Genomic DNA, 19,554 nt, shown 5'->3' with positions numbered 1-19,554 from the left:
CTCAGCTGACCACCGAACCGGCGATAGGAATGTGATGCCGGTCGAGGTCGTCGATGACCCGGCGGATCTCCGAAACCGGCGTTACGCCGCGCCGCGCGACGATCACCACTGCGTCGAATTTCTCGAGGATGTTCCCAAACGCCGTGCCGCCGCGCGGTCGCTCGGCAAGATAGGCGAGCAGATTGGCCTCGGGCAGGTTCCAGCCCGCCGCGGCTTCGGCCAGCGAGCCCTTCTCGACCAGGGTCGCCGCGCCGCCTGCAGCCTGGCCGGCGGGCATCAGCCACAGCCGGTCGATCGCGGTCTGGAGCACCGGCAGGCGCAGCGCCATGCCGCCCAGCTGCTCGGCCAGGCCGATGCGGTTGGGCAGGCGCAGCAAGCGATCGAGCGAGGGCTGTTCGATATCGCCGTCGACCAGGATCGTCGGCCCGTCCATTTGCGCCATCACTGCGCCGAGATTGGCGGCGAGGATCGACGCCTCGTCCCCGCCCTGCAGCGACAGCACCGCCAGCCGCAATCGCCCGTCCGCGCCGCTGGCCTCGCGCGCCGTGGCGAGCAGCTTGGCGCGGATCTTCCGGACCTTGGCGACATAGGGATCGTCGGCGTCGAACGCCGCGGTGACCAGCGGATCGACGCGTTCATCGGCCGGATCGAGCAGCGCGAGCCCGCCCTGCCCTTGCGCTTCGGCATCCGCCGGCTGGAATGCGGATTCGGCGAACAGCGGGTTGGCGCCCGCAGTGGAACGGAGCCTCATGCTGCCTCCTGACGTGGCACGAACAGGCCGCCTACGGGCCTGGACTTGGGGGAAAGATCGGCGATCACTTCGACTTCGGTCGCGGAGGCGAGGCCGTTCACGGTGCGCACCCGCGGACGCAGGATTTCGCCCAGCACCACAGTGGCGACACCGGCAAGCAGCCCGAGCGCGATGCCGCCGACGAACCACAAGGGCAGGTTCGGCGTCGCCGGGAACAGCGGCACCGACGCCTCGTCGAGCGAGCTCGCATTGGGCTGCGAGATCTGGCTCTTGAGCGCGGCTTCATTGAAGCGCTGGCGGACCGTATCATAGGTCTGCCGTGCCGCCTCGACATCGCGCTGCATCACCATCAGCTGGTCCTGCACGCCCGACATGCGGATCATGCGATCCTCCTGCGCCGCCATCTCGCCGCGCAGTTCGGCCTCGCGGCTCGTCGCCGCACTGCTGTTGGCCGTCATCGACGACGCCTGGTTGGAGCGTGCGCCACGAAGGCTGCCCTGCAGCTCGCCCAGTTCGGCCCGGGCAGCGATCATCTGCGGGTGGTTCGGGCCCAGCGACTTGCCGAGCTGCGCGACCTTGCCCGCCTGCGTCGCGACCGCTTCCTCGATATTCTGGACGACCAGCGAACTCGCGACTTCGGGCACTGCGGCCGATCCCGACTTGGAATGCGCCGCGGCGGCATCCGCCTGGGCCTGGACGAGGTGGGCCGAGAGGTTCTTGAGCTTCTCGGCCTCCAGATCCATGCGGTTCATGCCGATGATGTCGTGCGCGCGCTGGAAGTCCGAGAGCTTCTTCTGCGCAACTTCGTAGCGGCGGCGGACATCGGCCGTTCGCGCTTCGAACCATTGCGCCGATCCCTGCGCAGTCGAGGCGCGCAGGGCGACCTGCTCGCGCATATAGATCGACGCGATGAGGTTCGCGACGCGCGCCGCAACCGCGGGATCGGCGTCGAGGAACTGGATCTGCAGCACGTTGCTCTGCCGCCCGGTCGAGACGTTGAGACCGCCGCGCACCCGCGCCGCCGCCTGTTGCAGCCGTGCCTCGGGGGGCAGGTCGGCCGGCGTCGCATCGACGAAGCCCGCGCGCTGCGCGACGATGTTGATCACCTTGGCGCTGCGGATCAGGTCGAGCTGCGTCGCGATGATCGAATCGGTTTCGACGCGGCCCTGCTGCTGCTGAACGCTGTCGGTCGGGTCGGTCTGCGACAAGTCGAGGAGCAGCGACGAGGTCGCCAGATATTGCCGCGGCTGCATCAGCGCCAGGCCCGCCACCAGCGCGAACAACGCCCCGGCGATCGCGGCGACCAGCAGCCACCGCGCCTTCAAAGCCTCGACCAGATCGGCTGGTTTGATCGTCATAGCCCGACTCCCTGGAGAAGTGCCCGCGCATCGAGCGTTTCGCGCGCCAGCGGCGTCGCGCGCGTGCGCGCCGCCCCGTTGGCTATCAGCACGAGGAATTGCGGCGACAGCGAATCGGCGAACTGGAGCTCACCGGGCATGCCGTCCTCGCTCAGCGCCGGGGCGATCAGTCCGATCGTACGATCAACCGCCGCGGACCCGCCCAGCTCGTCGCCGAACAGGTCGGTGCCCGCCGCCGCCATCCGTTCGAACGTGAGCACCGGCGCATGCGCCGCGAGCACGCCTGCCAGTGCGATCATCCCGCGCAGCGAGCCGGCCTGGCCCAGCGCCCGCTCGAACACGCCGAATACGTCGGGGGTCAGCTCGCTCCACTCGGCGAGCGCCTCGGCCAGCCCCTTCTGCGCGTCGCTGATGGTAATGCGATCGCGTCCTTCCGCTTCGGCGATCAGCGCTGCGTGCATCCCGAACAGTCGGGCGTGATAGGGCGATCCAATCGCAGCCGAGACGATCGACTGGAGCGCCTCTTCCTCGAATGCGAGCCCCGCTTGCTGCGCACAAAGCCGCAGCAAACCGGCCAGCTCCTCGCGATCGATCGGCGCGACCTGCTGGGCGAACAGGTGCCGCCGGAGCGAGGGGTGCGCCGCAAGCAGCCCATCCACATTGCCGGCGATGCCGACCAGGATGATCTGCACCGTCGAGTGCATGTCGGTGAGCAGCTTGAGCAGGGTCGCCACTTCGTGCCGGGTGCGTTCGGTGGCGACGCGATCGAACTCGTCGATGATCAGCAAGGTCCGCTGGTTCACGCCCTGCACGAACAGGTTGGCGAGCTGTTGGACGCCGATCGGCCGGTCCGCCGGGATCGTCGCAGCGATGCCGCGCTGGAGCGGCAATTCGTCGAGGAACGGGCGGAACAGCCCGTCCACATCCGCGCCCTCGCTCGCCGAGCCATATAGCGCGACGCATCCCGCCTCGTCGGCAAGATCGCCGAACACGCGCGCAAGCGAAGTCTTGCCCGATCCGCGCGCGCCGAAGATCAATGCATGCTTGCGCTGCTTGACCACGGCATCGATCAGCCGGGTGAGTTCCTGCTTGCGCCCCGCCAATCCGTGGCGGTCGCTCACCGGCACTGCGGTGTTGAACGCCGCGAACACCGCATTGCGCCGGAAGGCGATATTGGGCTGCGCGGCGGCCGAGATCGGCACGACGACCGAGTCTTCAACCGGCGTAGCGGCATATTCGAGCCGGGTGGGAATGCGCCTGCCACCGGCGGTGCCTCCGCCCAGCAGCCCTCGCAGCCAATGCTGCACTCGCTCGCTCCAGCGCATGCCGTGCCTCCAATTCTGTGTCGCGCTCAAAACAGCTTCTCGCGGATGACCAGCACGTCCTCGGGCTGGACCGCATCGTCGAGATCGATGTTCTCGACCTCCTTGCCCGCACGGCGCACCTTGATGCGCCTGGTCGAGCCGGCGAGCGTCGGTCCGCCGGCGAGCGCGAGCGCCTGACGGAAGGTCTGGCCGGGGACGAAGTTGAACGCGCCGGGCTCCTGCACCTGACCATAGACGTAGATCTTCTCGGCCGGCGGCACGAACAGGATGTCGCCCGGCGCTAGCGGGCGGCCCGCACCAGAATTCATGTCCGCAAGCGAAATGCGTACCGGGCCGCTGCCGTCCCCGGGCGTGAGGATCACGGCATTGGCGCCGGTCACGGTCGCCCCGCCCGCCTTCGCCAGCATCGCCGCGACGCTATACGGCCGATCGAGCGGGTAGTTGCCTGCCTGGGGCACGTTGCCGAGCACGGTGACGAAGCGGCTGACGAATTGCGACACCTCGACATTCACCGAAGGCCGCTCGAGATACCCGCCCTTGGCATAGCCGGCGGCGATCGCATCGGCGAGCTCTGCAGTGGTCTTGCCGCGTACATCGACGGTGCCGAGCATCGCCAGGCGGATCGATCCGTCCGCCTTTACGCGCGTGGTGACCGACAGATCGGGCTGACCATAGATGAACACCTTCACTTCGTCGTCAGGACCGAGGCGATAGCCATCGGCCGCGATGGCGGTGGCAGTGCTCGACGCGGCAGGCGCGGGCGGCGTCGAAGCTAGCGCGACGCCGACCCCATTGGTCTGCGCCATCGCAGGCGAGGCAAGGAAGGTCGATGCGGCAAGCGCTGCAGTCAGGGTGCGGGTCAGGAGTATGTTCCTCATAGGTTCAAAACCTCATGGTTGCGCCGAGCGAAACGCGGTTTGCCCGATAATTCGATACATTGCTGTTCGTGGCGCGATCGAGATGCGTGACCGACAAATCGAGGGCGAGAGCGTCGGTGATTTTGCGCCGCGCCATCAAACCGAATTGGTTCGTTCGATCGTGTGTGAAATTGAACGGACGAATCGCTGCGTCCTGGCGGAAGTCGCGCCGTGACAGCTCGCCGAAGGCGCCCAGCGTAGTCAGTTCGCTCAGCCCGACTTCGGCCGAGATCCGGTATGCCGTCCGCACTGCAAACCCCGTCGCGATCAGGCTGTCATTGACGATCGTCCGCTCGGTGGCGGCAGTCAGCTTGACCCGCGGGATCGCGATGGTCGAGAGGCGGACGTTCCAGCCGGGCCCGTCATAGCTGCCCACGGCAGCCGAGGTGCTGGTGACATGCATCCAGCGAACATCGGCGTCGATCGAAGTGATCGGCGAGACCGCACGCGAGAAGGAAAGGCCATAGGCATCGCTGCGATTCTCCACCGCAAGCTCGGGTCGGTCGCTGGTGACATGCTCGTAATAGGCGGTCAGCTTGCCTAGGCTCGGCCGCGCATAGCCGATCCCGGCGCGGTAGAGATTGCTGGTCTGGTCGGCATATTCGAAGCCGTCGCCGTTGCGGGTGGTATCGCGGCGCCAGGCGGCCACCGGGTAGAGGCCCGCGGCCCTTTCGCAATCCGCCGCCACGCCCAGCGTCGAGAATTTCTGGAGATTTTCCGAGGCGCTGTTGATGTCGCCATAATCGGCGCGCTGCTGGCGATAGCTCGCCGACGGCCGCACCCAGCATTGCGCGGCGACCAGGAACTTGCCCGCGCCTTCAAGCTCCAGTCGCGGCTTGCTCCGCCCGCTTTCGGACAGGAAGCGATCATAGCCGGCCAGCGCGCGCAAGCTGACTGCGCGGGTTCCGATATCGCGATCGAAGCGGACCTCGATTGCCGGCGTGACGATGACGTCGGCGACCGGATCGGTCGTGCCCGAATCGACGCGATAGACATTGTCATCATAGACTGCGGTGAGCGACGGCTCGATACGCAGGCCCTGGTCAGACTGCTCGCGCTTAGGCTTATCCTGCGCATGCGCGGAAGCCACCGGAAGGGCGCCAAAAAGCGCTCCACCGAGCAGTAGAATCGGCGTCCGCCGCAACGCGGCAACACTTCGGCGCACATCTCTGCAAGCGTTCGCAGTTGCGAGAGAATTTAGCCCAGATACTCTTTTGCCAGAGCAAAACACGCGCTCGTGACCTCGTTGCAATGCAGCAATTTGGTCATGCTAGAGCGTTCGAACGCCGCTGCCCACCGCATAAATTGCAGTTGGTCGCACCAACGGCACGGCTGGTTCGTTTCTGGGCAGCAATAATGCTGCCAAAGTCGTCAATCGGGTCGGCTCAGCCCAGAAGCCAGAGCCCCACGGCGCCCAGCGCGACGACGAAGCTGGCGATTCCCACCCAGCGCGAGCCGGCCTGAATCATGCGCTCCGAAATCGGCTCGCGAAAGTCGGCGGGCATCAGCCACATTGGCTCAGCCTGCACTCGATCGGCAGAGCCCGCATCGGCGTCCCTTGCCATCACCAGATTTTCCATCACCGCGCGACACCCTTATTGCCCAGCGCCGGCTATGACCGAAAATCATTTATGGGAGCTTTTTGACGATCGTTAACGCAACGTCACCAACCCTCTCCGCTTCGCTCAATATGCGTTCTTGTGCACCAGCACCTGCGCGGTCTTCGCCAGGATGCCGATGTCGCGCAACAGGCTCCAGCCTTGGAGATATTCCAGATCGGCCTCCAGCCGGTTGACGATGTCGCGGCGATGCTCGGTCGCTCCACGGAAGCCGCGGACCTGCGCCAGTCCCGTGATGCCCGGCTTGAGCGCATGGCGGTGCCAATATTGACGATCGACGCGCCAGAACAATTCATCGCCGGCGAGCGAGCCGAGCGCATGCGGCCGCGGGCCGACCAGACTCATCTCGCCGAACAGCACGTTGATCAGCTGCGGCAGCTCGTCGATGCTGGTCCGGCGGATCAGCTTGCCGACGCGCGTGATGCGATCGTCATGGCGACTCGCCGACTGCGTTCCATCCGAGTCGCTGGTCTCGACGCGCATGCTGCGGAACTTGAGGATATGGAAGATGCGGTTGCCGCGCCCCATCCGCTCCTGGCGGAAAAAGACCGGTCCCGGCGAATCGAGCCGAATCGCAATGGCCACCAGCACCAGCACCGGCAGCAGCCCGATCAGCACCGGCACGGTCATTGCGATGTCCAGGAAGCGCTTCTTGGCGCGATTGGGCAGGTTGAGCGGGCCGCGCGAGACCACCACGGTGGTCGCGCCGCCCAGCTGATGCACCGCGAGCGGCCCAAGCTCGCCGATTTCGGGGACGATGATCTCGCCCTGGATGTTGGCGCCCTTAAGCACCTGCGCCCATTCCACCTTGCGCTCGGGCACGCAGCTGATCACGACCCGGTCATAGTTGCGCAGCAGGATGCCCAGCCGATTAAGCATATAGGGGTCGTCGAGATCCGAGCGCAGCGACGCTACGCCGGCATCGATGATGTCACTGCCCAGATACGCATCTGGTACATTTCCACCATCAACGATCACCAATTCGGTGTGTAGGCGGCTGCCATAGGCACGGCGTACGAGATAGCAGAGCAGCAGCCGCTGGCTGACGATCAGGACGGCCGTTGAGACGATCCCAACCGACAGCGCGAACCGCGGCAGCCGCCCGGTAACCTTGAATGAGAACACCGCCAGCAGGAAAATCAACAGCGTCGCGGCGATCGACAACAGCGCCTGCCGCGTACTGCATGCAGCGCTGGTCAGGCATTTGGTGCTGTAGGCCTGGTTCTGGAACGAGATGCCGGCGTGGATCAGGAGCACTCCGGCCAGCGTCGTCCACACGTCGCCCGAGATCATGCCCGGCTGCTCGACGCGAAGGCCGATCGCAAAACCGATGATCAGCGCCAGCGCATCGGCGCCGATCAATGTCAGGCACAGCCAGACCCTGGCACTCCGCCTTGCCGCCGTGGCGAACGGCGTTCGGCTTGGATAGCCGTGGATCGCCAGGTCAATCTTTGACATGGGACACCCCGTAACTCCCTGACGCAACACACCCGAAAACAGGCCAGCAATCCCATGCACACGCATTTGCAAGGTTCTTGCTGCAATGCAGCAGGACACAGCCGAGCTACGAAGGCAAGTGTTGGTCGATGAATTTACCCGGTTTTCGGGACGACCCGTGCGGAGCGAGAGATTCGCCGATACGTGCAGAAATCAGCAGGTTCGCTGAGCGACCCGGGACGAACACCACACTATTCAGTCGGCTTTGCCGCAAAATCAGTTACTTGATCATCCACCATAGGATTCCGCCGATCGCCGCGAAGAAAACCATCGGCCCGGCGAATCGTGAAAGCAGTTCGATGCCGCGTTCGGCGCGTTCGGCGGGAAAGGCAGGAATGCGCTCGCGCGGCGCCTGCACCGGGATTTCGACGGCGGATTCGTGCGGCGGCGCGGTTACCCGCACTCCCGACGAGCGCAACGGCCTGCCCGATCCTTCCGACATCGCATCCTCTCACCACAGGTTATCCGAGCGAAAGCCCGCGTCCCGTGCGCCAGCACCGTACTGCATTGGGCAACGTCTTTCGAGTGCAATCGGCAGTACCCCGGGGAATAGGGGTGTCGATTAACGGGACACTGCGCCCGCCCTGCCCGTTCGCCGCCGCGCAACTGTCCGGGATCACTTGCGGATGATGTGGACGCGGGTCTTCCGTATCATCGAAAAACGCACCTGATTTTCTTGCATGAATGCATCGACCGCCAGCCTGCATCCCGATTTGAAGTCATAATCGTCCACGATCATCACGCCGCCCGCTACCAGTCGGGGGGCAATTCTGACGAGGCAGGTGTGCACCGACTCGAACCGGTCGCAGTCGATATGCGCGACCGCCACGGGCTGATCTCCGTCGAGCGTGTCCTGAAGCAGCCCCTGTACGAACACCACTTCGCTCCGCTCGGGCGGAATGCCGTAGCGCCGGAACGTCGCGGTGATCGCCTCCAGCAAGTCGTCGACATAACCGTAATAGGTGCGTGACCCGATGCCGGCCGATTTGCCGCTGGCGATCTCCTCCCACCGCCGATGGACGTCGGGACCGTCCTTTGCCGTCGGGCCGGGCGGCATGCCGAACACGTCGTACACCCGCAATTCCCTGCCCGGCGCCTTCGCCGCTGCCATGACCAGCGCGGAACCTCCCGTCCCGCAACCGGCTTCCAGCAGCACCCCCGGCAACCTTTCGCGATCGACTCGGCGAACCGCCTCATGCAGCTCGGTGAGAGTGCGGCCGCCGCTATAGCTGAGCTGATCCCACACCACGCGCCGCACCACGGCCGGCTCCCGCCACCCGCGCAACAACAGCCGGGCCCAGCGCCGCCCGGCAATCGGGATCAGCTCGCGAAATCGATGTAACACCTTGATCCTTTTCAGTTTGAGCACGAAAGCGGCGCGCGTCGGTCAAGCCGGCAGTGGCGCAGTTGGAGACGTGATGGAATTCGGAATCTTGCGGCACGACACCGATAATCTGGGCGACGAGATCCAAACGATCGCGGCTCGGCAGTTCATGCCGCGCGTGCATCACCTGGTGTCGCGCGAAATGGCGAATCGCTCGATTTCGGGCACCGGCCCGATCAAGGTGATCATGAACGGGTGGTTCATGCATCACCCGCGATCCTGGCCGCCGCATCCGCGGATCGATCCATTGTTCGTGTCCTTTCACGTCACCGCAGCCGGCGGCGTGCGGCGCCTGCTCACGCGCACGCGACCGCGCGACCTGATCCTCGGCCGCCACCTCGGCTATCTGAAGGCGCACGGGCCGGTGGGCGCGCGCGACCGGGACACCCTGTCGGCGCTCAGGGCCAAAGGCGTGGATTCCTATTATTCCGGGTGCCTCACGCTGACGTTGCCGCCGCGCCGGGCGCCCAGATCGGATCAGGTCGTTGCCGTCGATCTGTCCGGGCCGATGCTGGCGGAACTCGAGCGCAGGCTCGGGCGGAAACCGGTGATCGTCACGCATGCAATCGCGGCCGACGTCGCCCATGACGAGCGCGCGCGACAGGCCGAAGCACTGCTCGATCTATATGCCGGCGCGTCCTGCGTAGTCACGACGCGGCTCCATTGCGCGCTCCCCTGTCTCGCGCTGGGTACGCCGGTATTGTTCGTGAACAAGGGCGACGCGAATGCGCGCGTCGAGCCGGCGCTCGACCTGGCCTGGAATTGCACGCAAGCGCAGTTCCTCGCCGGCGAGGACGGCTATGATCCGTCGAACCCGCCGCCCAACCCGGAAACGTTTCGTCCGCTTGCCGCCGCGCTTCGGGCACGCTGCGAGGCCTTTATTTCCCCAGGCGATTCCTGACGAACTTCTCTGCGCGATCCTGCAGCACCTCCCATCGCGTCGGTTGCGGCCCGGACGAACCCTGCCACAGGTCCTTCACGCTCGAGACGGTCACCTGCACGAAATTGCGCGGTGCGCGCTGGCTGCGGATGGTCGATACCGAATGGACCGATTCCCGGTGGCAGGGAAACACCACCATCCGGTTGTGCCTCGGGCGGACGGCCATGGCCTCCCGTCCCTCGCCGTGCAGGACCAGATCGCCCCCGGCCATTTCGTTTTCGTCAGCGTCGCAAAAATAGATGAGAAGCGAGATCGCGCGACGGCGATGGTCCAGATGCGGCCGGCGGCGATATCCGGTGAGGCCCTGCATGATGTCCACGCGCACCCAGAGATCCTCGGCGTCGAGCGTGGAGCCGGTGATTTCAAGCTTCTGCTTGTCTTCCCGGCTTTCCTGATAGGGCACGTAGCGCGCGTCCGAGAGATCGACCACCGCCTCGTCGCGGAAGACCTCGGGAAACGCGGCGAGGCATGCCTGGATGAACGTATCGGAGTGAAACCGTTCGAACAGCGTTCGCCAATTCGCGTCCTCGCGGACCAGCCGGTCATATTCCGGATCGCCCCAGAACAGGGTGTAGCCGGTGGGGCCGGTGTTCGCAGGGCACGGCGGAAACGAGTCCCGCAAGCGCGCATACAAGTCTGCTTCGAGCCAGTCGTCGACGAGCATGTGCGTGAAGGGCTGCGGCCGCACCTGATTAAACCTGAAGTCGAACACGTTTGTGGCTCCGGATCGTGAAGAAACGTTAGCACGCCCTCAACTGCTTGAAGAACCGTGTCAATTCACCCTGACCGAGCTTGAGGCAATTCGGGCTTCGTGCAATGCGCGAACGACGTTTCCGCAAATGGAGTAAATGTGCCGGTCGATTGTGTCGCGCTGTGGGTGGGAGGAAAGCTGGGCGCCGTCGAGCGGGCATGCTTGCGATCAGCATTGCGGCACGGCCATTCGGTTACTCTGTACGCGTACGAACCCGTCACCGGCGTGCCGGAGGGAGTCGCGCTGCGCGATGCCGCCGCCGTGGTCCCCGCCGCGCGATTGATCCGCCATCAAAGCGGGAGCGTGGCGCTGTTCTCCGATCTGTTCCGATTTGAGGTGCAGCGGCAAGGTCTCGGCACGTGGATCGATTGCGACATGTATTTCGTCGGCACGCTGGATGCCGACTCACCCTATCTGTTCGGGCGGGAAGACGGCTATTTCATCAATACCGGTGTGCTCCGCCTCCCTGCGGGATCGCCGCTCCTCGCCGATTTGATCGGCATATTCGATCAGCGCGAAATTCCGTTCTGGCTGCCCGCTCGCCACCGCGCGCTCGCCTGGCTCCGACGGACGCTGACTGGGAGGACCGCAGTCGAAAGGATGCCATGGGGCGCCGCCGGCCCGAAAGCGCTGACTGCCCTGGCTGCGAAGCACGATGTGGCACAACTGGCGCGACCGCCGGAGGCGTTTTGCCCCGTCAATTACCGCGACGCCCGCTGGATCCTGGATCCGTCCATCGCGCTGGAAGACATGGTGGGCCGCGACACCGTGGCGGTTCACCTGTGGAACGATCGCATCGCGGCGTTCAAGGACAGCCCGGCGCCCGAGCGGAGCTTCCTTGCGCAACTGCAGGCCGAAGGGCGGCAGGAAGAGCGTGCGCGGGACGAGCCACGATAATGCCGCAGCCGACCGTCAGCGTGGTCATGCCCGTGCACAACGCGCTCCCCTATCTGGATGAGAGCGTCGAGAGCATTCTCCGGCAGAGCTTCACCGATTTCGAATTCGTGATCGGCGACAATGGCTCGATCGACGGAACGAGCGCACGATTGCAGCACTGGGCGCAGCGCGATTCTCGCATCAGGCTGCTGCACAATCCGCACCGGCTCGGCCCCGCGCGCAGTTCGAACTGGGTGGTGGAGCATGCGCGCTGCGACCTGATCGCGCGAATGGATGCCGATGACGTCGCGCATCCGGAGCGCCTGCTTCGGCAGGTTCGCGCCATGGCGCGCCAGCCCGATGCGAGCCTGATCGGGACTTTGTTCGATACCATCGACGAGACAGGCCGCCCGGTCCGGCCACCAGGATTTTTTCGGGTCGGACGCGTTTCTCCCACGCCGGCCTTTTGTCACCCCACGATCCTGTTGCGGCGAAGCGCTTTCGATCGCGCCGGCGGGTATCGAAGTGCCGCAGATTATTGGGAAGACACCGATCTCTACTGGCGGCTGGCGGAATCCGGGCGGCTCTTCGTCCTCCCGGAGAATCTGATGACGGTTCGCCACTCGACCAGCAGCAGCCGCGGGGACGAACGGCTCATTAGGGTCGACGAAGCGGTCGATGATTTCTGTCGATCGCTTTCCGCCTATCGATCGGGCTGCAGTCCGTTCGACCTTCCGCGCGCTGCGCAGCGCGCGGGCGGAAGCCGGCGCAAGCTATTGCCGCTGTCCTTCGCATACCGTGCCGCGTTGCCGGTATGGGCGGGAAAGCGTCCCGATGTGGCGAGGCGCATGTACGGCAGGATCGAGCCGCGTTTCGACATGCAGTCGCTGATGGCGGCCGCGTCCATCCTGTGGGGAACGCTGGCGCCCCGATCGATGCGCTGGTTCCTGCTGGCGATGATCAGACTGAGGAACGCGCGAATGGGCCCGGTCTCAAGCGAACTCGTCGAATGGCTGCCACGCCGCGTATCTGCCGCCCCGCATGGGAATCAGCCTTGAGCAACCGGCGGGCCGGAGACCGCTGGGCCGGTTCCCGCGCCATTCGCACCCTCGATCCCCGTGCATTGTTTCGCGCTTCGGCGCTGCCCTTTGCCATCGCAAACTCTACAGCCGCGGTCGCCGCGATCGGATCGGTCATTCTCTTCACGCGGCTACTGTCGCCGTCGAATTACGGCGTCTACGCGTCGGCCTTCGCTGCCGTGTTGCTGCTACAGAACCTGGCATTCTTCTGGCTCCAGAGCGCCGCGCTGCGCCTTCATGGCAAGGTCGATAGCGACGACCGTCACTTCAGCGCAGCGATGCGCGCGAGCTTTCTGATATCGGCCATATTCGCCTCGCTGGTCTGGGTCGGGGTGGCGGCCTGGCTCTTCGCCGCGTCCAGTGTCGCGGTGGTATTGCTTGGCTGGATGCTGCTGGTGCTTCGCGGCTGGCTGTCGCTGGTCAACGCGTGGAACCGCAGCCACGGCCACGTCTGGCGGTACGTCGCGACCGAGCTGGCGAGCTCGGCGGGCGCCCTGCTGTTCGGAGCCGGCGCAATCTGGATGCTGCCGAACGATGCGAGCGCGCCGTTACTGGGGGCAGTGGCGGCGGTAGTGCTTGCCACATTGCTTACGCCCGAGCTGCTGTTCGGCCCGGTCCGAATGCATACTTCCAGCGCACAGATGCGGGCATTCTGGCATTATGGCGCGCCGCTTGCCCTGGTATCGCTCGCGACGACGCTGCTCGCCTTGTCCGATCGGTTGCTGCTCGCCGGATTGCTCGGGCCGGTCGCCGTGGGGGGATACAGTGTCGGCTATGCGCTTGCCGAGCGCCCGCTGAACCTTGTGCTCCAGCCGATCGGCCTCGCTTCCAAGCCCGCGCTGTTCAAGGCATTCGAGACAGGGGGCATCGCCGCGGCCCGCCCCATTCTCGAGCGGGATGCAAATTGGCTGATGCTGCTCGGCTTCCCCGCCGCGGCGACTCTGATCGCGGTTCCGCATCGAATCGCCACGATACTCGTCGGGACGGACATGGCCGCAATGGCGGCCGAGGTGATGCCGTGGGTCGCGTTGGGGACGCTGTTTTCCTGCCTGGCCGTCCTCCATTTCGCGCTGGCGTTTCAGCTTTCGAAGAACACTGCGTGGGCGATCGCGGCGATCGCGCCCGCTGCCGCGGCCAACATCGTCGCCAATCTGTTGCTGATCCCGCGCTACGGATTCGTCGCGGCCGCCTGGTCGACGGCCGCGTGCTACGCACTGGTGCTCGTTCTCATGATCCTTATCGGCCGCCGGCACGTCCATGTCCCGCTGCCTGTCGGGGCCTTGCTGCGCGCCACGGCGTCGAGCCTCGCGCTTTTCGCGTTCCTCACGAGCTCGGGCTGGGAAGGCGTGTCCGGCCTGGTGCAGATGGTTGTCGGCGGTGCGGTGGTCTATTGCACGGCCTTGGCGCTGACCACCGCGATGGGATCTCGGTTGCCAAGGGCCGCAGCGGATTGACGCGCCCACCGCAGGAAGCGCTCGAAGGGGCCTGCGACTACGGCGCTGAAATCAAGTTGGTACGGGTGGTCGGACTCGAACCGACAATCTGTTGCCAGAGGCGGATTTTGAGTCCGCTGCGTCTACCAATTCCGCCACACCCGCATGCATAGCCCGCGATATTCGCGAAGCCGGCGATGCCTCGTGGGCGCCTATACGGCGGTGCGACGCGGAATGCCAGATGCCAGAATCGCTGCTGATCGATCTCAATCCCTCCGGGCGGCGGCGCCACCCGGAGGGCCGGACAGGTTCAGGAACGGACCTGCCCGCCGGTGCCGATCCTCAAAAGAGGATCTTGAAGACCCCGGTGATAGCGTGATCGGCAGTGCCGGATCCAAGGACCCCGTCATAGCCGACGCTCAGCGTGGCGTTCGGCGAGAGGCGATACCGCGCTTCCGCGTTGAACATCCCGGCATCCTTCGATCCGGCGGTGCCGAGAACGGTAAAGGGCGCGCCGCCGGCGAAGGCGTGGCGACCGACCGGGCCGAGATCATCCCAGCCATGGCGCCAGCCAGCGGTCCCGCGCAGCGAGAAGGCACCCGCCGGGCTGGTCTCGAATCGCACGCCTAGGGTCGAGCCCTTCGTCGTCTCGCGGATCGCCACGCCGGACAGCGCAGTCGGGCCGCCGGCTTCCGCAAATGCGTCGGTCCTGGCGCGAATGGCGGTCAGGCTGGCGAACGGCTCGACATGCCCTCCGCCCACCGGCAGCCGATACCCCGCCTCGACAAAACCCTGGACGACCGAGCCATCATACTCGGCAGTCGGTGCGGCGCTGACGCCCGCGAAGGCGATGCGGCGCACCGTCTCGGTGGAGGTACGGGCGTAGCCGACTCCGCCCCGCAGCCCGAGCGCACCGAACCTCGCCCCGGCATATACCATGCCGTACAGGCTCTCGATCGAGCCGCTGCTGTTACGGCGTGCGACGCGCAAATTGGTGTCGGCCCAGCCCCCGGCGATGCCGATCGTCACTGGACCGAGGCTGCGGTCCAGCCCGATCACGCCGCCCTTGGTGTCGCGATCGAGCCCCGCGGCGTTATAGTCGCCGTCGCTGACGCCCGAGGTGGCGAAGAGGCGGCCCCATAAGGCGCCTCCCGGTGCGTCGTCGGCGAGGCGATCGAGTACCGCGCCGCGGACCAGTCGGCTGTCCTCGACCATCGCATTGCGCGCCGAAGGATGGATCTCGCCCGAGAGCTGGTCGAACGCCGCCTGCGCCACCGCGTCATTCGGTAACAGCAGCAGCGCATCCTTGACTGCATTGCCGTTGGGCAGGCTGTCGGCGCCCGCGGCCGCCGCTTTCTGGTTGGGCGTGAGCCCGCCGCTCGCAAGCGGTTTGAGCTGGGTGAACTCCAGAAAGGCACTTGTCGGCGTGTAGCCGTCGCGCAAGCCGGCAAAGGCAGTCAGCAACTGATCCTCGAAGACGAACTGGCCGGTCAGCCCGCTGTCCGCCTGCACCACGACATGCTTGCCGTGAAGCACCAGCGGCTGGGTCGCGACCACCTGCAACCGGCTGCCTGCCTCAATCGTGACGGCGCCGGTGGTGCGAAGGCTGTCCGCGCCAGTGACCCCGGCAATGTCGACCGTGAACGCCGACCCGTTGGCGAAGACCGTGGCTGCCGACGTCTGGATGACGTCGCCCACGCCGCCATCCTGAAGCCGCAGCGTGCCGTTGTTCTGGAAGCGCTCGAGCCCCTGCCAGACGGTCGTTTCCGCCGTCGCGGCCAACACGCCCCCGACGATCGTGCCCGTACTGGTGTTGAGCAGCGTATCGTCCAGCGTCGCGAAGGTGCTGGTGCCGCCGGTGCTCCGCCAGTTGCCGGCGTTGAGCAGCAGGCTGCTGTCGCCGGCGATCTCGACCGTGCCGAGCAACGTGCCGGAATTGCCGATGGCGACGCCCCCGCCGCTCGCGCTGATCGCGCCGGCGGAACCCTGTCCCGAGCTATTCCGGATCGTGCCGTTGTTGACGATGACGACGCCCTGGTTACCATCGGCAAAGGCCTCGATTCCCCGGGTGCCTCCTTGCACCGTGCCGCCCGTGGTGATCCGGATGTCTCCGAGTCCGAAATTGGCAATCGAAATGCCGCTGGACCCGCCGGATACGTTGCTCGCCTCGACGGTGATGTCGCCCGCGAGCGCGCCGGTTGCGACGCGAAGCCCCGCCCCGTTCTGCGCAGTGACGGTTCCGGTAGCGACGACGCTGGTTTCGCCAGTGCCGAGATTTTCGGCGGTGATGGCGCTGCCAATTGCCTGGACGTCGGTGGCGCGGATCGTCAGATCGGTCGCGCTTTCGTCGTTCAGCGCGAGGATGCCGAAATCGCCGCCGGTGACGAGGCCCGTGGTGCGGACCGATGTCGCGCCGCTGCCCTCATTGTCGATGCGCAGGCCGGTCACGCCGCCGGATACGCGCGCGGCGAGGACGGTGACGTCGCCACTGTTCGCGCCGGCGCCCACGACGATCCCGACATCATCCACGCCATTGACCTCACCGGTGGCGATCACGCTGGTGCTGCCCGTCCCCAAATTCGTCGCCGCGATGCCATAGGCGCCGCTCTGTACCGCCGTTGCGCGGATCGTCAGGTCGGTCGAGGTGAATTCGGTCCGGGCATGGATGCCGAAATCATCGGCGGTGACGAGGCCCGTGGCGGTGATCGAGGCGGCGCCGAGCCCGTCATTCTGCGCGTCGATGCCGACGATGCCGCCAGAGACCGTGCCGGCCTCGACAATAAGGTCGCCAGCAGTTGCGCCCGCTCGCGCGCGGATGCCCGTCCCGGTCGCCGCCGAGACGGTCCCCGCGATCACGCTGGTGGCGCCACTGCCGAGATTCGCGACATTGATGCCGTCGCCACTGGCTTGCACCGCGCTCGCGCGAACGGTCAGGTCGTCCGCGCCGGCCCCGTTCCGCGCGAAAGCGCCGAATTCAGACCCCGACACCAGCCCCGTCGTGGCGATAAACGTGTCACCCGAACCGTCATTGACGGTGCTGATCCCGCGCGCACCGCCCGCGACGCCGATTGCGGCCACGCGGATGTCGGTCGTGCCGGTGCCGTTGGTAACGCCGATGCCGACCCCGTTGGCGGCAGTGCCGCTGACGGTTCCGGTCGCGATGATACCGGTCGCGCCTACCCCGAAATTGGTTACGACGATTCCAGCGCTTCCGGTGACGTTCGCGACGTCGACCGAAACGTCCTGCGCTGCCGTGAAGGTCTCGATCTCGATGCCGCTTCCGGTAATGCCGGTGACCGTGCCGGTTGCGCGCACGCTGGTGAGGCCCGTGCCGTCGTTCGAGAGGTTGATGCCCTTCTGCTGGCCTTCGACCGTATCGACATCGACCAGTATGTCGGTCGCCGTCGAAGCGTTTTGGAGGCGGATGCCGTCGAAGGTAAAGCCGACTATGTCGCTGGCCGAGGCGACCCCGGTCGATCCCGAGCCCAAATTGACTGCGACCACGCCATAGGCCCCGGCGACATCCGCGGTGGTGATCGAAATGGCATCTGCGGAAGAATCGTTGGAAGCGACGATGCCATAGCCCGCGCTGCTCGCGACCGTCCCCGTGGCGACGATCGACGTGTCGCCGGTGCCGCCGTTGACCACCGCGATCCCGGCGGTAGCGCCGTTGACCTGGTTCGCACGAACATCGACGTCCGTGGTATCGGCATCGGTTTCGACCGAGATACCCATCTCGCTCAGCCCGGTGACGACACCGCTGGCCTCGATGCTGAGAGACCCCGCGCCCATGTTGAAGACTTCAATGCCGGTGGTGCCGCCCGTCGCCTCGCCGATGCCGACATTGACTGCGCTGACCGCCTCTTCGGCATAGACCCGCACGGCAGCCTCGGTCTGGGCGGTCACCTTGTCGGCGAACACGGTCATCGTCCCCGACCCGTCACTCTCCGCAACGACGCCATATCGGCTTGACTGGACCTCGGCTGCGCGCAGGAAGAGATCGGTCGTCGTTCCCTCGCGATTCTGCGCGAGGATGCCATAGCCATAGGGGCTGGATTCGCTGGCCACGACGAGCCCGGTGACGGCGATGAAGGTCTCGCCGGTGCCTTCGTTGCGGGTATAGATGCCGAAATTGCCGCCGGTCACATTGACCGCGGTGACGCGGATATCGGTCGCCCCCAGGCCGGCCGCGACCGAGATGCCGGCGCCCAACGTGCCGACGAGGTTTCCGGTCGCGTTCACCTGCGCAAGCCCGATGCCTTCGTGCGTCAGGGTGATGGCGGTGGTGTCGCTGGTCACGTCGACGGCGTCGATCGATGCGCTCTGGCTCGCGGCGGTCGTGAGGATAGAAATGCCGGTCGATGCCGAGGTTACCTGCCCGCTGGCGCGCACGACCGTGTCGCCCGATCCAAGATTCTCGGCGCGAATGCCCCGGGTCGCACCCACGACGTCATGCACGTCGACCAGCACGTCGGTGGTGTTCACGTCGCCGACGACGTTGACACCATCATCGCCGAAGCCGCTGACCGTACCGGTCGCGATGACCGTAGTGGTGCCGACACCGCTATTGTACGTGCGAATGCCCGAATTCCCGATCACGTCGGTGGCGGTGACCGACAGGTCGCCGACGGGCCCCTGGCTGGATGCGAAGATGCCGCTCTCGCTTGCCCCGGCCACCAGACCGGTCGCGATGATGGACAGGTTCCCGCTGCCGAGGCTGCTGGCGGTGATGCCGCCGGTCGCGCCGTTCACCTGCGTGGCGCGAATATCGATTCCGAGCGTATCGGCACCGGCAGAAATGCGGATGCCATCGGCGCTCAGCCCGGTCACGATGCCGCCCGCATCGACTTTGACCACATCGGTGCCGGTGCTGTCGACGATGATGCCGAAGGTGCCGCCGGTTACCTCGCTCACGGTGAGGTCGACATCGTCCGATGCGTCGCCCGCTACGATCCGCACGCCCGCGCCGGTCTGACCGGATACCGGGCCGACCGCAGTGACCGTCGCCGATCCGTTCGCGCCATAGGCGATGCGGACGCCGTCGTCGCGCGCGCTCACGTCCTTGACGATCAGGCTCAGATCGCCCGCGCCGAAGGCGCTGCTGGAGAACACGCCGTCGCCGCCGATGTTCGAAATCGTTCCGAGCCAGCTGGTTACGGTGTCGCCGCCGCCGCTATTCTCCAGGCGAAGACCGCGCGTGCCATTGGCGAAGATGTCGGCGTTCGAGAAAATACTCAGTTCGCCGCCCGACAGGCCGCTGCTTCCCGTCGTCGCGAAGCGCACGCCGGCACCGGCAAAGGCTTCCCCTCCGGTATAGCTGATCAGCCCGTCGCCGCTCACGTCCAGAGCCGGCCCATTGCCGTTGCCGCTGGTATCGACTTCAAATCCGGAATCGGCGGTGACCGTGGCGTCGTCGACGGCGATGACCTGAGACGCGTCGGTCTGGCCCGAGCAAGTGAAAGTGGTCGGCGGCCCTTCGACGCACTGCGCAAAGGCCGGCGAGGCAATCGCCACAAGGCTGGCCGAGGCGGCAAGCGCCGCGAGCCGTGACATCTTCCGACGCTGCGCGGACGTGGTGCAGGGCCCGCGAGGCGCAGGCTTCCAGTCAAATGCGTTCATGATGC

Annotated in this window: 15 protein-coding genes and 1 tRNA gene; 4 read left to right on the top strand and 12 right to left on the bottom strand. The window is 66.0% G+C overall.

Going from position 1 to position 19,554, the window contains the following annotated elements; translation table 11 throughout:
* Position 1 precedes the first annotated feature (1 nt).
* From BXU08_RS00380 to BXU08_RS00340, 9 genes are all read right to left on the bottom strand, one after another.
* The gene (locus tag BXU08_RS00380) at positions 2 to 751 is read right to left on the bottom strand and encodes a hypothetical protein (RefSeq protein ID WP_077507493.1); all 750 of its coding nucleotides are present in this window, start codon (positions 749 to 751) and stop codon (positions 2 to 4) included.
* Positions 748 to 2,109 carry a GNVR domain-containing protein gene (locus BXU08_RS00375; protein ID WP_077507490.1) on the bottom strand — a complete coding sequence of 454 codons (1,362 nt, stop codon included), beginning with the start codon at positions 2,107 to 2,109 and terminating at the stop codon, positions 748 to 750. The genes BXU08_RS00380 and BXU08_RS00375 overlap by 4 nt, the downstream gene beginning before the upstream one ends.
* Entirely contained in the window at positions 2,106 to 3,434 is a 1,329-nt protein-coding gene (locus BXU08_RS00370; protein ID WP_077507487.1) for an ATP-binding protein, read from the bottom strand. Before BXU08_RS00370 ends, BXU08_RS00375 begins: the two co-directional genes overlap by 4 nt.
* 26 nt (positions 3,435 to 3,460) lie before the next feature.
* Positions 3,461 to 4,312, bottom strand: a complete 852-nt coding sequence (locus BXU08_RS00365; protein WP_077507484.1) for a polysaccharide biosynthesis/export family protein — start codon at positions 4,310 to 4,312, stop codon at positions 3,461 to 3,463.
* Between the two features lie 4 nt (positions 4,313 to 4,316).
* Positions 4,317 to 5,441 (bottom strand): outer membrane beta-barrel protein, encoded by a 1,125-nt coding sequence (locus tag BXU08_RS00360; RefSeq protein WP_253190456.1) that lies wholly within the window; start codon positions 5,439 to 5,441, stop codon positions 4,317 to 4,319.
* 295 nt (positions 5,442 to 5,736) lie between these two features.
* The gene (locus BXU08_RS00355) at positions 5,737 to 5,931 is read right to left on the bottom strand and encodes a hypothetical protein (protein WP_077507481.1); all 195 of its coding nucleotides are present in this window, start codon (positions 5,929 to 5,931) and stop codon (positions 5,737 to 5,739) included.
* A gap of 105 nt (positions 5,932 to 6,036) precedes the next feature.
* Positions 6,037 to 7,428, bottom strand: coding sequence for a sugar transferase (locus BXU08_RS20425; RefSeq protein WP_077507478.1), 1,392 nt, complete (start codon positions 7,426 to 7,428; stop codon positions 6,037 to 6,039).
* A gap of 259 nt (positions 7,429 to 7,687) precedes the next feature.
* Positions 7,688 to 7,909 carry a hypothetical protein gene (locus tag BXU08_RS00345; protein ID WP_077507475.1) on the bottom strand — a complete coding sequence of 74 codons (222 nt, stop codon included), beginning with the start codon at positions 7,907 to 7,909 and terminating at the stop codon, positions 7,688 to 7,690.
* A gap of 174 nt (positions 7,910 to 8,083) precedes the next feature.
* Positions 8,084 to 8,836 (bottom strand): TylF/MycF/NovP-related O-methyltransferase, encoded by a 753-nt coding sequence (locus BXU08_RS00340; RefSeq protein ID WP_077507472.1) that lies wholly within the window; start codon positions 8,834 to 8,836, stop codon positions 8,084 to 8,086.
* A gap of 49 nt (positions 8,837 to 8,885) precedes the next feature.
* On the opposite strand from BXU08_RS00340, the gene BXU08_RS00335 reads away from it, so the two are divergent.
* Positions 8,886 to 9,752: a polysaccharide pyruvyl transferase family protein gene (locus BXU08_RS00335; protein ID WP_077507470.1), complete on the top strand. Its 867-nt coding sequence runs from the start codon at positions 8,886 to 8,888 to the stop codon at positions 9,750 to 9,752.
* Here BXU08_RS00335 and BXU08_RS00330 read toward each other — a convergent pair.
* Positions 9,730 to 10,503 carry a 2OG-Fe(II) oxygenase gene (locus BXU08_RS00330; RefSeq protein WP_077507467.1) on the bottom strand — a complete coding sequence of 258 codons (774 nt, stop codon included), beginning with the start codon at positions 10,501 to 10,503 and terminating at the stop codon, positions 9,730 to 9,732. The genes BXU08_RS00335 and BXU08_RS00330 overlap by 23 nt on opposite strands.
* A 138-nt stretch (positions 10,504 to 10,641) precedes the next feature.
* Between BXU08_RS00330 and BXU08_RS19670 the strand changes: the two genes are divergently transcribed.
* From BXU08_RS19670 to BXU08_RS00320, 3 genes are read left to right on the top strand one after another with little or no spacing between them, the layout of a single operon-like run.
* Positions 10,642 to 11,439: a hypothetical protein gene (locus BXU08_RS19670; RefSeq protein ID WP_171982364.1), complete on the top strand. Its 798-nt coding sequence runs from the start codon at positions 10,642 to 10,644 to the stop codon at positions 11,437 to 11,439.
* Positions 11,439 to 12,476, top strand: coding sequence for a glycosyltransferase family 2 protein (locus BXU08_RS00325; protein ID WP_171982363.1), 1,038 nt, complete (start codon positions 11,439 to 11,441; stop codon positions 12,474 to 12,476). Before BXU08_RS19670 ends, BXU08_RS00325 begins: the two co-directional genes overlap by 1 nt.
* Positions 12,473 to 13,951: a lipopolysaccharide biosynthesis protein gene (locus BXU08_RS00320; protein WP_171982362.1), complete on the top strand. Its 1,479-nt coding sequence runs from the start codon at positions 12,473 to 12,475 to the stop codon at positions 13,949 to 13,951. Before BXU08_RS00325 ends, BXU08_RS00320 begins: the two co-directional genes overlap by 4 nt.
* A gap of 57 nt (positions 13,952 to 14,008) precedes the next feature.
* Here the strand turns inward: BXU08_RS00320 and BXU08_RS00315 are convergent.
* Positions 14,009 to 14,095 (bottom strand) — tRNA-Leu (locus tag BXU08_RS00315).
* Between the two features lie 177 nt (positions 14,096 to 14,272).
* Positions 14,273 to 19,483, bottom strand: a complete 5,211-nt coding sequence (locus BXU08_RS00310) for an autotransporter domain-containing protein (RefSeq protein ID WP_150125357.1) — start codon at positions 19,481 to 19,483, stop codon at positions 14,273 to 14,275.
* Positions 19,484 to 19,554: the final 71 nt, after the last annotated feature.

This window comes from Sphingomonas sp. LM7 (genome assembly GCF_002002925.1).
Taxonomy (GTDB): Bacteria; Pseudomonadota; Alphaproteobacteria; order Sphingomonadales; family Sphingomonadaceae; genus Sphingomonas.
The sequence above is the reverse complement of the archived record's forward strand: the minus strand, read 5'-3'. Positions and strand labels throughout refer to the sequence as shown.